The organism is Zobellella endophytica, from assembly GCF_003012775.1.
In the GTDB taxonomy this organism is placed as follows: Bacteria; Pseudomonadota; Gammaproteobacteria; order Enterobacterales; family Aeromonadaceae; genus Oceanimonas; species Oceanimonas endophytica.
Window position 1 is genome coordinate 58,210 of sequence record NZ_PXYG01000007.1, and the last position, 13,309, is coordinate 71,518.

The following is a 13,309-nucleotide window of genomic DNA, read 5'->3' on the forward strand; positions in this document are numbered from 1 at the left end:
GCCATGGATTGGCAGAATTCAAGATAACACAGGGAATGAAATACTTGCTCTGCCAAGAGCCAGTTTAGCCGAGCGGGTCCATTCTGGGAAGACGGGCCCCGCACGACTGCATAAAGGACGAGCAACGGAGCCGGCCCGCTCGGCCAGGCAGCGGCGCTATTCCGGCCGGAACAGGCCGATGACCTCGCCGCCCCCGGCTTCGTCCACCTCGGCCTTGGTCTGACTCTGGCTGTGGCCGCAGCTCACGCACTCGACTTTCTCGACACCATGCTCCAGATACAGCATCATGGTGTCCATGGCCTGACACTGGGGACACACGGCACCGGCGATAAAACGCTTTTTACGACGGGTTTCCATGGCTACACACCTTCAATACGACATTGATCCGAATTCTCCGCCAAAACCGAACCGACTACAATGACCAAAGACGCCCATTACAGCATCCATCACCAATCCCTTCACCTGACCCACCTGCAACCGGGCAAGCGCCAGCGCCACTTCAAGGGCGTCCTGCTGCTGGTGCACCGGGGCTCGGGACTGCTGCAGCTGGGCCGACACCATTATCCGCTGACCGCCGGGGAGGCGGCCTTCCTGCCCGCCGACACCCTCTTCGCCTGGCACGGTTTCGCCGGTACCGTGCTGAGCCGGGTGACGCTATCCCCGCGCCTGCCGCAACCCGGGCAGGCCGGCCGGCTGTCGCCTTCCGTCCTGCTGGCCGCCATCGCCGGCAGGCTGGCCGACTGGCAGGGCCCCCGGGAGTGGCAAGGCGCCCATGGCCGCCTGTGCCGGGCGCTGTACGACGAGTTGCTGCCCCATGACCTGCTGCCGTTCGACGCCCAGCCGCCCCTGCACCAGTTGGTCGGCGCCAGCCCGGCGGCGTTCTCGCTGCCGCCGGCGCTGCAGGCCGACTTTCGCCAGCGCTTCGGCTGCGACGCCGACAGCTGGCGGCGCCAGGCGACGCTGTTGCTGGTGTTGCGGGATCTGGCCCGGGGCGAGGGACTCGACCGGTTGCTCCGGGACCACGGTTTCAGCTCCATGCCGCAATTTGAACAGGATTGCCGCCATTGGCTGGGTACCCCCTGTCATCAGGGTGGCAAAACCGGGTAAAATGCCGTTTTTGTCGGATGCCGGGCCATTATGATTATCCTCAGCCAGATTGAATTGCTCCGGGGCGGCCGCCCCCTGTTGAAAGACGCCAGCGCCACCATCCACGGCGGCCAGAAAGTGGGCCTGGTGGGCAAGAACGGCTGCGGCAAATCCACCCTGTTCGCCCTGCTCAAGGGCGAACTCGGCATCGACGGCGGCCAGTTCAGCCTGCCCGCCGACTGGCAACTGGCCAGCGTGGCCCAGGAAACCCCGGCCCTGGGGTGTTCGGCGCTCGATTACGTGATCGACGGCGACCGGGAATACCGCCGGCTGTGCCGGGAGCTGGAACAGGCCGAGACCCGCCACGACGGCATCGCTATCGCCGAGCTGCACGGCCGCCTCGAGACCCACGGCGGCTATCATATCCACGCCCGCGCCGCCGGCCTGCTGCACGGCTTAGGCTTTGCCAACGAGGCCCAGTCCCGCCCGGTGAGCGCCTTTTCCGGCGGCTGGCGCATGCGCCTCAACCTGGCCCAGGCGCTGATCTGCCGCTCCGACCTGCTGCTGCTGGACGAACCCACCAACCACCTGGATCTGGACGCGGTGCTCTGGCTCGAGCGCTGGCTCAACAGCTACCCCGGCACCCTGATCCTGATCTCCCACGACCGGGACTTCCTCGATGCGGTGGTGGATCGCGTCATCCATATCGAGAACGACAGGCTCAACGAATACACCGGCAACTACTCGGACTTCGAGCGCATGCGCGCCGAGCAGCTGGCGTTGCAGCAGTCGATGTTCGAGAAGCAGCAGCGGGCGCTCAGCCACATGCAGAGCTACGTGGACCGCTTCCGCTACAAGGCGAGCAAGGCCAAGCAGGCCCAGAGCCGGCTCAAGGCGATGGAAAAGATGGAGCGCATCCTGCCCGCCCACGTGGACTCGCCGTTCAGCTTCAGTTTCCGTCCGCCGGCCAGCCTGCCGGTGCCGCTGATCGCCATGGAAAAGCTGGCCGCCGGCTACGGCGGCCAGCCGGTGCTGTCGGAGATCAAGCTCAACCTGGTGCCCGGCTCCCGCATCGGCCTGCTCGGGCGCAACGGCGCCGGCAAGTCCACCTTTATCAAGCTGCTGGCGGGCGGGCTGACACCGCTCTCGGGCAAGCTCGAGGCGAGCAAGGGCATCGCCCTCGGCTATTTCGCCCAGCACCAGCTCGAAAGCCTGCACCCGGAGGAGTCGCCGCTCACCCACCTGGCCCGGCTCGATCCCCGTGCCACCGAACAGAGCCTGCGCGACTACCTGGGCGGCTTCGATTTTCGCGGCGACAAGGTGAAGGAGCCGGTCGGCCCCTTTTCCGGCGGCGAAAAGGCGCGGCTGGTGCTGGCGCTGATCGTCTACCAGAAGCCCAACCTGCTGTTGCTCGACGAGCCCACCAACCACCTGGATCTCGACATGCGCGAGGCGCTCACCCTGGCGCTGCAGGAATTCGAAGGCGCCATGGTGATCGTATCCCACGACCGCCACCTGCTGCGCGCCACCACCGACGAGTTCTATCTGGTGGACGGCGGCCGGGTGCTGCCCTTCGACGGCGACCTGGACGACTACCACCAGTGGCTGGTGGAGCAGGACAAGGCCGAACAGCCGGCACAAAGCACCCCGGCCGGCGACAATTCCGCCCAGGCCCGCAAGGCGGAAAAGCGCCGCCAGGCCGAGCTGCGCCAGCAGAGCCAGCCGCTGCGCAAGGCCATCGCCAGGCTGGAAAGCCAGATGGAGCACTGCCAGCAGCAACTGGCCGATATAGAGCGACAGCTCGCCGATCCGGACATCTACCAGGCCGAACACAAGGTCCGGCTGCAGCAACTGTTGCAGGCCCAATCCCCCTTGCAGCAACAACTGGCCGACGCCGAAGCCGAGTGGCTGGAGCGGCAGGCACAACTGGACACCCTGGAGCAAGAGTGACCCCGATCAGCGCCGACGACCTCTGGCAATTCAGCGAACAGCACTACGGCCGCCCCGGGGTGGCCCAGGCCTGCCTGCAACTGCAGGACGAACACGGTGCCAACGTCAACCTGCTGCTGCTGCTGTTGCTGCTGGAAGAGCTGGGCCTGACCACGGATCCGGCCCGCTTCCTGCCGGCGCTCGAGGCCCGTCGGGGCCTGTTCGGCCAGTGGCGGCAACTGCGCCGCCGACTGAAGGACAAACTCGATGAAGACGACTACGGCCAGTTGCTGCAGCACGAGCTGGAGCTGGAGCGCTGGCAGCAGGAAGCGCTGCTGCAGGTGCTGGAGTGGCACCCCGCCGTGCCCGGCAGCGGCGCCCTGCTCGACTACCTTACCCGGCTGCAGGTGGCCGACGCGCCCCTGTGGCAGCTGAAACTCGCAGGCTAGGACCCATTTCATGCTGAGCTATCGCCATGCCTTTCACGCCGGCAACCACGCCGACGTCCTGAAACACGCCGTCCAGTCCCTGATCCTCGAGGCCCTCTGTGCCAAGGACAAGGGCTTTTGCTATATCGACACCCACGCCGGCGCCGGCGGCTACGCCCTGGACCACGAATGGACCCGGAAGAAGGCGGAATACCTGGGTGGCATCGCCCCCCTGTGGCAGCAGCGCGAGCAATGGCCGGAGTTGGCCGGCTACTTCGCCGCCATCCAGGCCATGAACGACGGCGACCGGCTCGACTATTACCCGGGCTCGCCCAAGGTGGCGGAGCACTTCCAGCGTCCGCAGGACCGGCTGGTGCTGATGGAACTGCACAACAACGAGGTGGACAACCTGCGCCACAACCTGGGCGGCGAGGGAGTGGCCATCCACCACCGGGACGGTTTCGAGGGCCTGGTGGGGCTGCTGCCGCCCACCCCCCGGCGCGGCCTGGTGCTGATCGACCCGCCCTACGAGCTGAAGGAAGACTACCGGCGGGTGGCCGATACCCTGAACAAGGCCCGCCAGCGCTGGCCCATCGGCATCTATGCCATCTGGTATCCGCTGCTGGCGAAGCAGGCGGATCGCAGTGCCGGCCTCAAGCAGGCCCTGGCCCGCTGCGGCTTCGAGCAGGTGCTGTGCGCCGAACTCAGCGTCGGCCCCCAGGCCGAGGACTTCGGCATGCATGGCTCGGGCATGATGGTGCTCAACCCGCCCTGGAAGCTGGGCGAGCAACTGGGTGAACTGCTGCCCCGGCTGGCGGAGTGCCTGGGCCAGGACGGACAGGGGAACTGGAAGCTGGAAGCCGAAAGCTAGAAGCGGGAAGCGGGAAGCGGGAAGCGGGAAGCGGGAAGCGGGAAGCGGGAAGCGGGAAGCGGGAAGCTTGCAGGCCTGACTCTTGGTCACAAGTTTTTGTTGACGTTTGATGAGGTGTAGACCGTCAGCCAAAGGGCACAACTCCGCCAACACGCTATGAATACCTCCCTGTACGCTCTCTGTTTCATCCCTGAAACAGAAGGCCGGCTGAGTTGTGCCCTTTGTCCTCCCTAACTGCCCCGCAGCCGCCTGTTGGCACCACCTTCAGACGGCTGCGGGGCTTGAAAAAGAGGCAACAGGGATGGCCTCCGCCGACCGTCACATGCCAGGGATGGCATATGAGAGCCTACATGGATGTACTTGCGGCGTGTCGGAGGAGGCGGCCCTGTTGCCTCTTCTCTGCGTCAAATCACAGACTGTCAGACTTGTAACCAAGAGTCAGGCTGGAGGCGGGAAGCGGAAAACATCTAGTTTCCGGCTTCCCCGTGCAGCCAGTCGCAGAAGGTACGGATCTGCAACCGGCGGGGCGAGTCGGGGCGCCACACCAGGTAGTACTGGTGCAGGGGCTTGAGCTCAGGGGCGAAGGGGCGGCACAGCCGGCCTTCGCGCAGCAAATCCTCCACCAGCACCGAGCGGCTCAACGCCACCCCCTGCCCCGCCAGTACCATGTCCAGCCCCAGGCTGCCGTCGTCCACCACCAGTTGCCGGCACTGGCCGAGCAGCGCCTGCTTGCCCGCCAGCGCCAGCCAGTTGGCCCAGCTGACACCCGCGTATTCGGGGCCCGCCACCAGGGGCACCCGGGCCAGATCCTCGATACGGCGAAGCCGGGGCGCCAGCTGCGGGCTGCACACCGGAAAGGCGGTGTCCGCCATCAGGTATTCGCAGGCCAGTTCCGGGTAGTCGCCCAGGCCGTAACGGATGGCCAGGTCGGTCTTGCCGGCGCCGAAGTCGGCCAGTTGCTGGCTGGGCTGCAGCCGGATTTCGATACCGGGATGGGCCTCGGTGAAACGCCACAGCCGGGGCATCAGCCAACGGGCCGCCAGCGACGGCAACACGCTGATCGACAGCGGGCCGCTGTCCGGCGTGCCGAGGTGTTCCAGTCCCTGCTGCAACAACGCCAGCCCCTGCTCCACAAAGGGCAGCAACTGTTCTCCCTGCCCGGTCAGCAGCATGCTGGCCCCGCTGCGATGGAACAGACGGCAGCCCAGGGATTGCTCCAGGTTGCGGATCTGCTGGCTCACCGCCGCCTGGGTCACGCACAGCTCGGTGGCGGCGGCGGAATAGCTCTGGTGGCGCGCCGCCACCGCGAATACCCGCAACCCGCTCAGCCGGCTTGCCGTCAGTCGCCGCACCCCCTCCTCCCGCTCTGCCTAGAGCCCCTTGTTCAGCACCGGCCGGGCATACATGGACAGCACCCGCTCACGCAGCTCGCCTGGGATCTGGGCCATATGGCGCTCGAATACCTCGACCGCCGCCGGATCCACCTGAGCGGTCTGGCCGGCGGCCAGCAGGTTGCTGGGGAAGAGGTGGTAGTTGCCGTGGATTTCCCGATCGATGGCCGCGGCCAGTTCGTCCGCATTGTCGAAGTCGCCGTGCACCGGCTGGCCGAAGGTCACGTGCACCCGTCCCTTCTGGCCGACGATGCCCTGCACTATGCTCTGGATATCCTCGAACTCGCTCTTCTCGTAGGCGCCGTGGGTGGCCTTGGCGTGCAGCTCGCGGGCCTTGGCCAGATCGCCGGGATCGTATTCATAGGAAATGGACACCGGCACCAGGTTCAGGCTGCCGATATAGTCGTTGAACGGGATCTTCTGCCGCTTGCCTTCCATGTAGAACATCTTGAGGATGGCCGGGTCCGTCTTGTCGTCTCCGTCCTTGGCCCGCCCTTCCTTCTGGGCTATCCAGATGGAATGGCCGTCGTCGATGGAATGGCGCAGGTAGGCGGACAGCTCGCTGAATGCCTTCATCATCTCCCGTGGCCCCCTGGCGGAGCGCTTGACGATAAAGCTCTTGTTCAGCTTCATCAGCTCGGTGGCGCAGGGCTTGCGCAACAGGTTGTCGCCGATGGCGATGCGCACCGTGTCCAGGCCGTGGCTGTGCAGGCCCCAGTTGACGAACGCCGGATCCAGGGCGATATCCCGGTGATTGGAGATGAACAGGTAGCCCACCCCCGGCTTGAGCTGCTCCAGGCCGGAGTAGGTCACGCCGGAGGTGGTGTTGGCGATCATCTTTTCCATGTAGGTCGCCACTTCCAGCTGTACCTGGCGGATGCTGTTCACCTTGCGCCAGCGCCAGCCGAGGTAGAGGCGGATCAGGGATCTGATGGCGGCCCCGCCCCAGCGGGACAGGGCAGCAAAGCGATACTTGGCGATGGCGCCGATAAACTCGTCGTCGCGGATCAGCCGCTGGATGGCGCCAGCGACCTCATCGTCCCGGTAGGGACGGATTTCTTTAAATACATCAGTGTCGGAAACCATGACAGCCTTGGTTCTAGGGGACAAAAAACGCCCAGATTCTACACTCTTTGGCTGCAAACTCGAATGGTTAAGCGCAAAAAGCGGATCAGCACCAGATCATCAGCACGCTGGCCGCGGTCAGCAACGCCATCAGCAGGTTAAAACGCCGCCAGTCCCGTTCGCTGCGCAGCCAGCGCCGCACATGAATGCCGAACAGGGCCCACACATGGCCGGTCACCACCCCGAAAAACAGGAACACCGCCAGCACCATGACCGCCGACGGCCAGTATTGCTCGCCGGCCAGGGTAAAGCCGCTGATCGCCGATATCGCCATCAGCCAGGACTTGGGGTTGAGGAACTGAAACAGGGCGCCCTGGTGCCAGCGCATGCCCGGCTCAGCCTCCCGGCTCCCCGGCGGCGGTGCGCGGCCGATCCGGTACGCCAGCCACAGCAGATAACCGCTGCCGGCAATCTTGAGGCCCCATTGCAGCGCCGGCCAGCGCATGAACAGCTGGCCCAGCCCCAGGGCGGTGAGCAGCATCAGGGCCTGCAGGCCGAGCATGATGCCCAGCAGCAGCTTCAGCGTCGGCCGGTAACCGAAACGGGTACCGGAGCTGGTCAGCAGCATGTTGTTGGGGCCGGGGGTACCGCAGGTGGCCAAGGCGAAACCGGCCACGGAGCCGAGCAGGGCGAAATCCATGGTGTTCAATATGAATGGAAAGAAGAGCCTTGTTTTACTCGATTTTGTGCACGGCGCCCAGTATTTTGTTGGGACAATACCCGCGCCGGGTTCATACTGTCCCGGATCCCAGGCCGATATCAGCGTATTCACAGGAAGTTATGATCCGCCCCAGCCAATTCAGCTCTCCCTGGTGGGCCCGCAACCCCCATGTACAGACCATACTGGCCAAGTACCTGCACCGCACCGGGCTGCGTTACCGCAAGCAGCGGCTGGAGCTGCCGGATGGTGACTTCGTCGACCTGGCCTGGGGGCTGCCCGAACTCGATCCCGGCCGCCCGCTGGTGGTGCTGTTCCATGGCCTGGAGGGCTGTATCGACTCCCATTACGCCAGGGGCATGATGGCCGCGCTGCACGCCCGCGGCTGGCAGCCGGTGCTGATGCACTTTCGCGGCTGCAGCGGCGAGCCCAACCGCTACCTGCAGGCCTATCATTCCGGCGCCATCGAGGATCCCCACTACCTGCTGCAACTGCTGCGCCGGCGCTTTCCCGACCGGCCCATGGCGGCCATCGGCTATTCCCTCGGCGGCAACATGCTGATCAACTACCTGGCGGCGCACCCGCGCAATCCCCTCTGCGCCGCCGCCGTCATTTCGGCTCCGCTGCAACTGGCCGCCTGCGCCGAGCGCATCAACCGGGGACTCTCCCGGCTCTACCAGGGCTATCTGCTCAACCGCATGAAATACAACTGGCAGCAACGGCTGAGCCGCCACCCCGGCCACCCCTGGCAGGGCCAGCTGGCGGCCATCCGCAGCCTGCGCCAGTTCGACGACCAGATCACCGCGCCGGTGCACGGCTTCAAGGATGCCGACGACTATTACCAGCGCTGTTCCGGCCTGTACAAGCTGGCCAGGGTCGCCACCCCGACCCTGGTGATCCACGCGGCCGACGATCCCTTCATGTCGGACGCGGTGATCCCCGACGCCGCCCTGCTGCCGCCGATGGTGCACTACGAGCTGAGCCGGCACGGCGGCCATGTGGGTTTCATGCAGGGCCCGCCCTGGCGGCCCCGCTACTGGCTGGAACAGCGCATCCCCGACTGGCTGGAACGACACTGGCCCCCCTATTGAGGAAACCGCATGATTATTCCCTTTACCGAGCTGGGTGAAGATACCCTCAACAATCTGATCGAGCATTTCGTGCTGCAGGAAGGCACCGAGTACGGCGATCAGGATGTGCCGCTTTCACAAAAAGTTATTCAGGTTAAACAGCAGCTTAAATGTGGCGAAGCGGTCATCGTCTACAGTGAGCTGCACGAGAGCGTCAACATAGTGCCGGCGGCGCAGTTCCATCACAAACCTTGACCTCCACCCGGCCCACTGCGTATAAACATTCACAGTTGAATCAATTACAGAGTCCATTATGTCAGCCAAGCACCCCATTATTGCGGTGACCGGCTCCTCCGGCGCCGGCACATCGACCTCGACCGATGTGTTCCAGTCCATGTTTGCCCAACTGGGGGTCAAGGCCGCGGTGGTGGAAGGTGACAGCTTCCACCGTTACACCCGCCCCGAGATGGACGTGGCCATTCGCCGGGCCCGGGAGCAGGGCCGGCATATCAGCTATTTCGGCCCGGAAGCCAACGATTTCGAGCTGCTGGAGCAGTTCTTCAAGGAATACGGCGACACCGGCACCGGCCAGTTCCGCCGCTATCTGCACACCTTCGACGAGGCCGTGCCCTTCAACCAGATGCCGGGCACCTTCACCCCCTGGCAAAAGCTTGCCGACGACACCAACCTGCTGTTCTACGAGGGCCTGCACGGCGGCGTGGTCACCGAGGATCAGAACGTGGCCCAGCATGTGGATCTGCTGGTGGGCATGGTGCCCATCGTCAACCTGGAGTGGATCCAGAAGCTGATCCGCGATACCGCCGAGCGCGGCCATTCCCGGGAGGCGGTCACCGACTCCATCGTGCGTTCGATGGAAGACTACATCAACTTCATCACCCCCCAGTTTTCCCGCACCCATATCAACTTTCAGCGGGTGCCGACGGTGGACACCTCCAACCCCTTCAGCGCCAAGATCATCCCCACCCCCGACGAGAGCATGATGGTGATCCGCTTTCGCGGCATCAAGAAGGTGGACTTCCCCTACCTGCTGGCGATGATCGACGGCTCCTTCATGTCCCGGCGCAACACCATAGTGGTGCCCGGCGGCAAGATGGGCTTCGCCATGGAGCTGATCCTGCGGCCGATGATCGAGCAACTGCTGGAAACCGGCAAGATCCGCTGAATACAACCAGGCCCGGTATCGCTACCGGGCCCCGGATTGATGACAACACCGTCTGTGTCACTGGTATAAGCCGGCCAAAGGGCCAGCTCCGCCGCCGGCCCCCGCTCAGGTCGACTCAGGCGGCGCGGATCTCGAAGGAGGAAGACACTTCCACCGCCTTTTCCAGCATCTTCATCACCGAGCAGTATTTTTCCATCGACAGTTCCACCGCCCGGGCCACCTGCTTCTCGGGCAGATCCTGGCCGGTCACCACGAAATGCAGCCGGATACGGGTAAAGACCCGGGGCGGGGTTTCGGCGCGATCCGCGTCCAGCTCCACCTCGCAACCGGTCACCTGCTGACGGCCCTTCTCCAGGATGGACACCACGTCGATGGCGCTGCAGCCACCGGCCCCCAGCAGCACCGCTTCCATCGGGCTCGGGCCCTTCCCCGGATTGGTGCCATCCAGCACTAGCTTGTGGCCGGACTCGGACAGCCCTTCGAAACACATCCCTTCCAACCAGCGAACATTGGCTTTCATAACGGCTCCCATTGAAAAACCCGCATTCTAGCCTATTGGCCGGATGCCGACGAGCCGGATAAAACCCCCAAGGCTCTTGATGGCAGGTCACAAGCCTTTTATGCTAGCGGACTATCCACGAAGTAAGGCAAGGCAGCCTGATCGCCAGGCTTTCAGCCCGCGTCAATCAAGAGGAAAGTTCATGGTTATTGGCAAACCCCAAAGTGACCCTACCCTGGAATGGTTTTTGTCACATTGCCATATTCATAAGTATCCGGCAAAAAGCTCATTGATCCATGCGGGAGAAAAAGCGGAAACCCTCTACTACATCGTAAAAGGTTCGGTGGCCGTGCTGATCAAGGACGAAGACGGCAAGGAGATGATCCTGTCCTACCTGAACCAGGGCGACTTCATGGGCGAACTGGGCCTGTTCGAGGAAACCGAAAACCCGGTGCGTACCGCCTGGATCCGCGCCAAGACCCCCTGTGAAGTGGCCGAAATCTCCTACAAGAAATTCCGCCAGCTGATCCAGGTGAATCCGGAAATCCTGGTGCGGCTGTCGGGCCAGATGGCCAAGCGGCTGCAGAGCACCAGCCAGAAGGTGGGCGACCTGGCCTTCCTCGACGTGACCGGCCGCATCGCCGAAACCCTGCTCAACCTGGCCCGCCAGCCGGACGCCATGACCCACCCGGACGGCATGCAGATCAAGATCACCCGCCAGGAAATAGGCCAGATAGTGGGTTGCTCCCGGGAAACCGTGGGCCGCATCCTGAAGATGCTGGAAGAGCAGAACCTGATCTCCGCTCACGGCAAGACCATAGTGGTGTTCGGCACCCGCTGAGCCGGCGTTTACCGCCAACCACAAAAAACCCGGGATTTCCCGGGTTTTTATCGTTTGGGCTGGTGCTCAGAGCCTGTTTGAAATTTTTTGAACTCGACCAATGTCGCCTGCTGGCGCTATCCCCCAGACAGCGCCGGGGCCTAAAAGAGGCAACAGGAGTTGCCGCCACCGACCGTCACATGCCAGGGACGGCATGTGCCGAGCGCCACAGGGATGTGCTTGCAGCGTGTCGGTGGAGGTAATCCTGTTGACTCTTCGCTCAGTAGTGGCAAGCTTCGTAGAGACTTTAAACAGGCACTCAGTCGATCAAGTCGTACTGGTCGCGCAGTATGGCGATGATATCCGCCTTGGGATGGTCGGACAGCGCCAGTTTCTGGCCGGTGATCTTCTCGGCGATGCCCACATAGGTGCGGGACACGTCCATCAGCACCTCGGCCGGCAGGGCGTTGTCCCGGGCCAGGGCCTCGCGCTCGGGCATGCGCTCCTTGTTGAGCAGGATATCCGGGTCCGGGAAGTGGTTGAGCAGCACCTGGCGGAAGTCCTCCTTGGAGTTCTCCACGATGCACCCTTCCCGCCAGGCGGGGCCGTCCCAGATGCGGGACGAGTCGGGAGTGCCCACCTCGTCCATGTAGATCAGCTTCTCGTTGCCCGCCGCGTCGGTGACGTAGCCGAACTCGAACTTGGTATCCACGAAGATCTGGTCGAGCCTGGCCAGCTCGTTGCTTATCACCTCGAAGCCTTCCTTCAGCAGCCGTTCGTACCGGGCGATATCGTCACGGCTCTTGAAGTTGAAGGCGGCGAAGTTGTCCTCGATGTTTCGACGGGTGATGTTGACGTCGTCCGCCTCCGGCACCCCGGGAATGCCCTTGAGGACCCCCTTGGTGGAGGGTGTCATCAGCAGTTCGGGCAGTTTCTGATCCTTTTGCAGGCCGTCCGGCAGGCGGATACCGCAGAATTCCCGTTCGCCCTTGGCGTAGCTGCGCCACATGGAGCCGGTGATGTACTGCCGGCAGATGGCCTCGATCTTCACCGGGGTAGCCTTCTGTACTATCCACACGAAGGGATGGGGGATATCCAGAATATGGCTGTCGGCCAGGCCCTGCTCGCGGAACAACCTGAACCAGTGGTTGGAGATGGCATTGAGCGCCGCGCCCTTGCCGGGCACCCCGTTGAGACCGCCTTCTCCGTGCCAGATACAGTCGAAGGCGGAGATGCGATCGCTGATCACCATGATCGCCAGCGGCGCGTCGGCGGCCACGTTGTAGCCTTTTTCCCGGATCAGCCGGCGGCTGTCTTCTTCAGTCAGCCAGTAGACGGAGCGCACCTTGCCACTGTGCACCGGTTGGCGGGTACGGATCGGAAGGTCGTTGTTAACGGCCAATACCTTGTCTGCAAGACTCATCACTTGTGTCCTGTGTATGGAATGTTGAACCTGTACTGGAAGTCGCCCCGGAGGTTATTGTGTTTGTGTTCGGAGACGGCAGGGCTTGCCAGCGGCGCTATCTTACCAGAAGTGGGAAAGCGGCAATAGCCGCACCAGCAGGGTTGGCCAGGGCGGCGACGCCGGTGCCAGCCACCACCCCCCCGCCAGCAGGGCGAGCAGCAACAGGTTGGCCAGGGGCGCGCGCCACTCGGCCAGTTTCATGGCGGTACCGAAGGACTTCTTGATGCGCCGCCCTTCCAGGTCGATGCTGTACAGCTCGTCTAGCAGCAGGTGGATAAAGGCGCCGGCAAAGACGAAGGCGCCGGTCTCCCAGGCGAGCGCGGCCGTCAGCCCGAACAGCCGGTGACCGATCACCACCACGGCCAGGGCGAACACCCCGTTGGCCAGCAGCGAATGCAGACTGCCCCTGTGCACCGTGAAACGGGCGAAGACCCAGCACAGGGGATAGCGGACAACGCCGTAGGCGGCGGCACCCAGCACCAGGGTATCGGTGAGCGGCAGCCGCTCCTGGCCGTAGAGCAGCGCCAGCATGGCACCCAGCACACCGAACAGCCGGAACAGGATGCGCAAGGAGCGGGAGCTGTCGGCGTCGATGTCCGGCAGTATGCCGCCCAGGGTACCGGCCAGCCACAGCAGGCACGCCTCGGCCATGGTCACCTGCTGGGCCCATACCATGACGCCGGCCAGCAGACCGCTGGCCGCGGTAGCCACCTGAATGTGGGTTCTGAAATCCGCCATCGACCACTCGTCCCGGCTGAGAAAGGCGCCGAGTGTAGCATGCAAA

General features: G+C 63.9%; 15 protein-coding genes. 8 read left to right on the forward strand and 7 right to left on the reverse strand.

Going from position 1 to position 13,309, the window contains the following annotated elements; translation table 11 throughout:
- Positions 1-156: 156 nt before the first annotated feature.
- Complete coding sequence (locus C7H85_RS14825; protein WP_106730475.1) at positions 157-357, reverse strand: YheV family putative zinc ribbon protein; 201 nt, start codon at positions 355-357, stop codon at positions 157-159.
- Between the two features lie 60 nt (positions 358-417).
- Here C7H85_RS14825 and C7H85_RS14830 point away from each other — a divergent pair, with 60 nt between their 5' ends.
- The 4 genes from C7H85_RS14830 to C7H85_RS14845 are packed head-to-tail and all read left to right on the forward strand — an operon-like array spanning position 418 to position 4,314.
- Positions 418-1,107, forward strand: coding sequence for a cupin domain-containing protein (locus C7H85_RS14830; protein WP_106730476.1), 690 nt, complete (start codon positions 418-420; stop codon positions 1,105-1,107).
- A 30-nt stretch (positions 1,108-1,137) separates the two neighbouring features.
- Entirely contained in the window at positions 1,138-3,036 is a 1,899-nt protein-coding gene (locus C7H85_RS14835) for an ABC transporter ATP-binding protein (RefSeq protein ID WP_106730477.1), read from the forward strand.
- Positions 3,033-3,464, forward strand: coding sequence for a TIGR02444 family protein (locus tag C7H85_RS14840; protein ID WP_245879683.1), 432 nt, complete (start codon positions 3,033-3,035; stop codon positions 3,462-3,464). The genes C7H85_RS14835 and C7H85_RS14840 overlap by 4 nt, the downstream gene beginning before the upstream one ends.
- Positions 3,465-3,474: 10 nt before the next feature.
- On the forward strand, positions 3,475-4,314 hold the full coding sequence (locus C7H85_RS14845; RefSeq protein ID WP_106730478.1) for a 23S rRNA (adenine(2030)-N(6))-methyltransferase RlmJ: 840 nt from the start codon (positions 3,475-3,477) through the stop codon (positions 4,312-4,314).
- A gap of 467 nt (positions 4,315-4,781) precedes the next feature.
- On the opposite strand, the gene C7H85_RS14850 is transcribed toward C7H85_RS14845, so the two are convergent.
- The 3 genes from C7H85_RS14850 to C7H85_RS14860 all read right to left on the reverse strand — a co-directional run bounded on the left by C7H85_RS14850 (position 4,782) and on the right by C7H85_RS14860 (position 7,470).
- Positions 4,782-5,666 carry a LysR substrate-binding domain-containing protein gene (locus C7H85_RS14850; protein WP_106730479.1) on the reverse strand — a complete coding sequence of 295 codons (885 nt, stop codon included), beginning with the start codon at positions 5,664-5,666 and terminating at the stop codon, positions 4,782-4,784.
- Between the two features lie 18 nt (positions 5,667-5,684).
- On the reverse strand, positions 5,685-6,791 hold the full coding sequence (locus C7H85_RS14855) for a 1-acyl-sn-glycerol-3-phosphate acyltransferase (RefSeq protein ID WP_106730480.1): 1,107 nt from the start codon (positions 6,789-6,791) through the stop codon (positions 5,685-5,687).
- Positions 6,792-6,876: 85 nt separating this feature from the next.
- Positions 6,877-7,470 (reverse strand): LysE family translocator, encoded by a 594-nt coding sequence (locus C7H85_RS14860; protein WP_106730481.1) that lies wholly within the window; start codon positions 7,468-7,470, stop codon positions 6,877-6,879.
- A 140-nt stretch (positions 7,471-7,610) separates the two neighbouring features.
- Between C7H85_RS14860 and C7H85_RS14865 the strand changes: the two genes are divergently transcribed.
- Genes C7H85_RS14865 through C7H85_RS14875 form a run of 3 tightly spaced genes read left to right on the forward strand, consistent with a single transcriptional unit; the run spans position 7,611 to position 9,741 of the window.
- Positions 7,611-8,579, forward strand: coding sequence for a hydrolase (locus C7H85_RS14865; RefSeq protein WP_106730482.1), 969 nt, complete (start codon positions 7,611-7,613; stop codon positions 8,577-8,579).
- A 9-nt stretch (positions 8,580-8,588) separates the two neighbouring features.
- Complete coding sequence (locus tag C7H85_RS14870) at positions 8,589-8,813, forward strand: YheU family protein (RefSeq protein ID WP_106730483.1); 225 nt, start codon at positions 8,589-8,591, stop codon at positions 8,811-8,813.
- A gap of 58 nt (positions 8,814-8,871) precedes the next feature.
- Complete coding sequence (locus C7H85_RS14875; RefSeq protein WP_106730484.1) at positions 8,872-9,741, forward strand: phosphoribulokinase; 870 nt, start codon at positions 8,872-8,874, stop codon at positions 9,739-9,741.
- A 115-nt stretch (positions 9,742-9,856) separates the two neighbouring features.
- On the opposite strand, the gene C7H85_RS14880 is transcribed toward C7H85_RS14875, so the two are convergent.
- Positions 9,857-10,261 (reverse strand): OsmC family protein, encoded by a 405-nt coding sequence (locus C7H85_RS14880; protein WP_106730485.1) that lies wholly within the window; start codon positions 10,259-10,261, stop codon positions 9,857-9,859.
- 181 nt (positions 10,262-10,442) lie between these two features.
- Here C7H85_RS14880 and crp point away from each other — a divergent pair, with 181 nt between their 5' ends.
- A complete protein-coding gene (gene crp, locus C7H85_RS14885; protein ID WP_106730486.1) occupies positions 10,443-11,081 on the forward strand; it encodes a cAMP-activated global transcriptional regulator CRP in 639 nt (212 codons plus the stop codon).
- 298 nt (positions 11,082-11,379) lie between these two features.
- Here crp and C7H85_RS14890 read toward each other — a convergent pair whose 3' ends face one another.
- Positions 11,380-12,483, reverse strand: coding sequence for a phosphoribosylaminoimidazolesuccinocarboxamide synthase (locus tag C7H85_RS14890; protein ID WP_106730487.1), 1,104 nt, complete (start codon positions 12,481-12,483; stop codon positions 11,380-11,382).
- A 102-nt stretch (positions 12,484-12,585) separates the two neighbouring features.
- Complete coding sequence (locus tag C7H85_RS14895) at positions 12,586-13,263, reverse strand: metal-dependent hydrolase (RefSeq protein WP_106730488.1); 678 nt, start codon at positions 13,261-13,263, stop codon at positions 12,586-12,588.
- Positions 13,264-13,309: the final 46 nt, after the last annotated feature.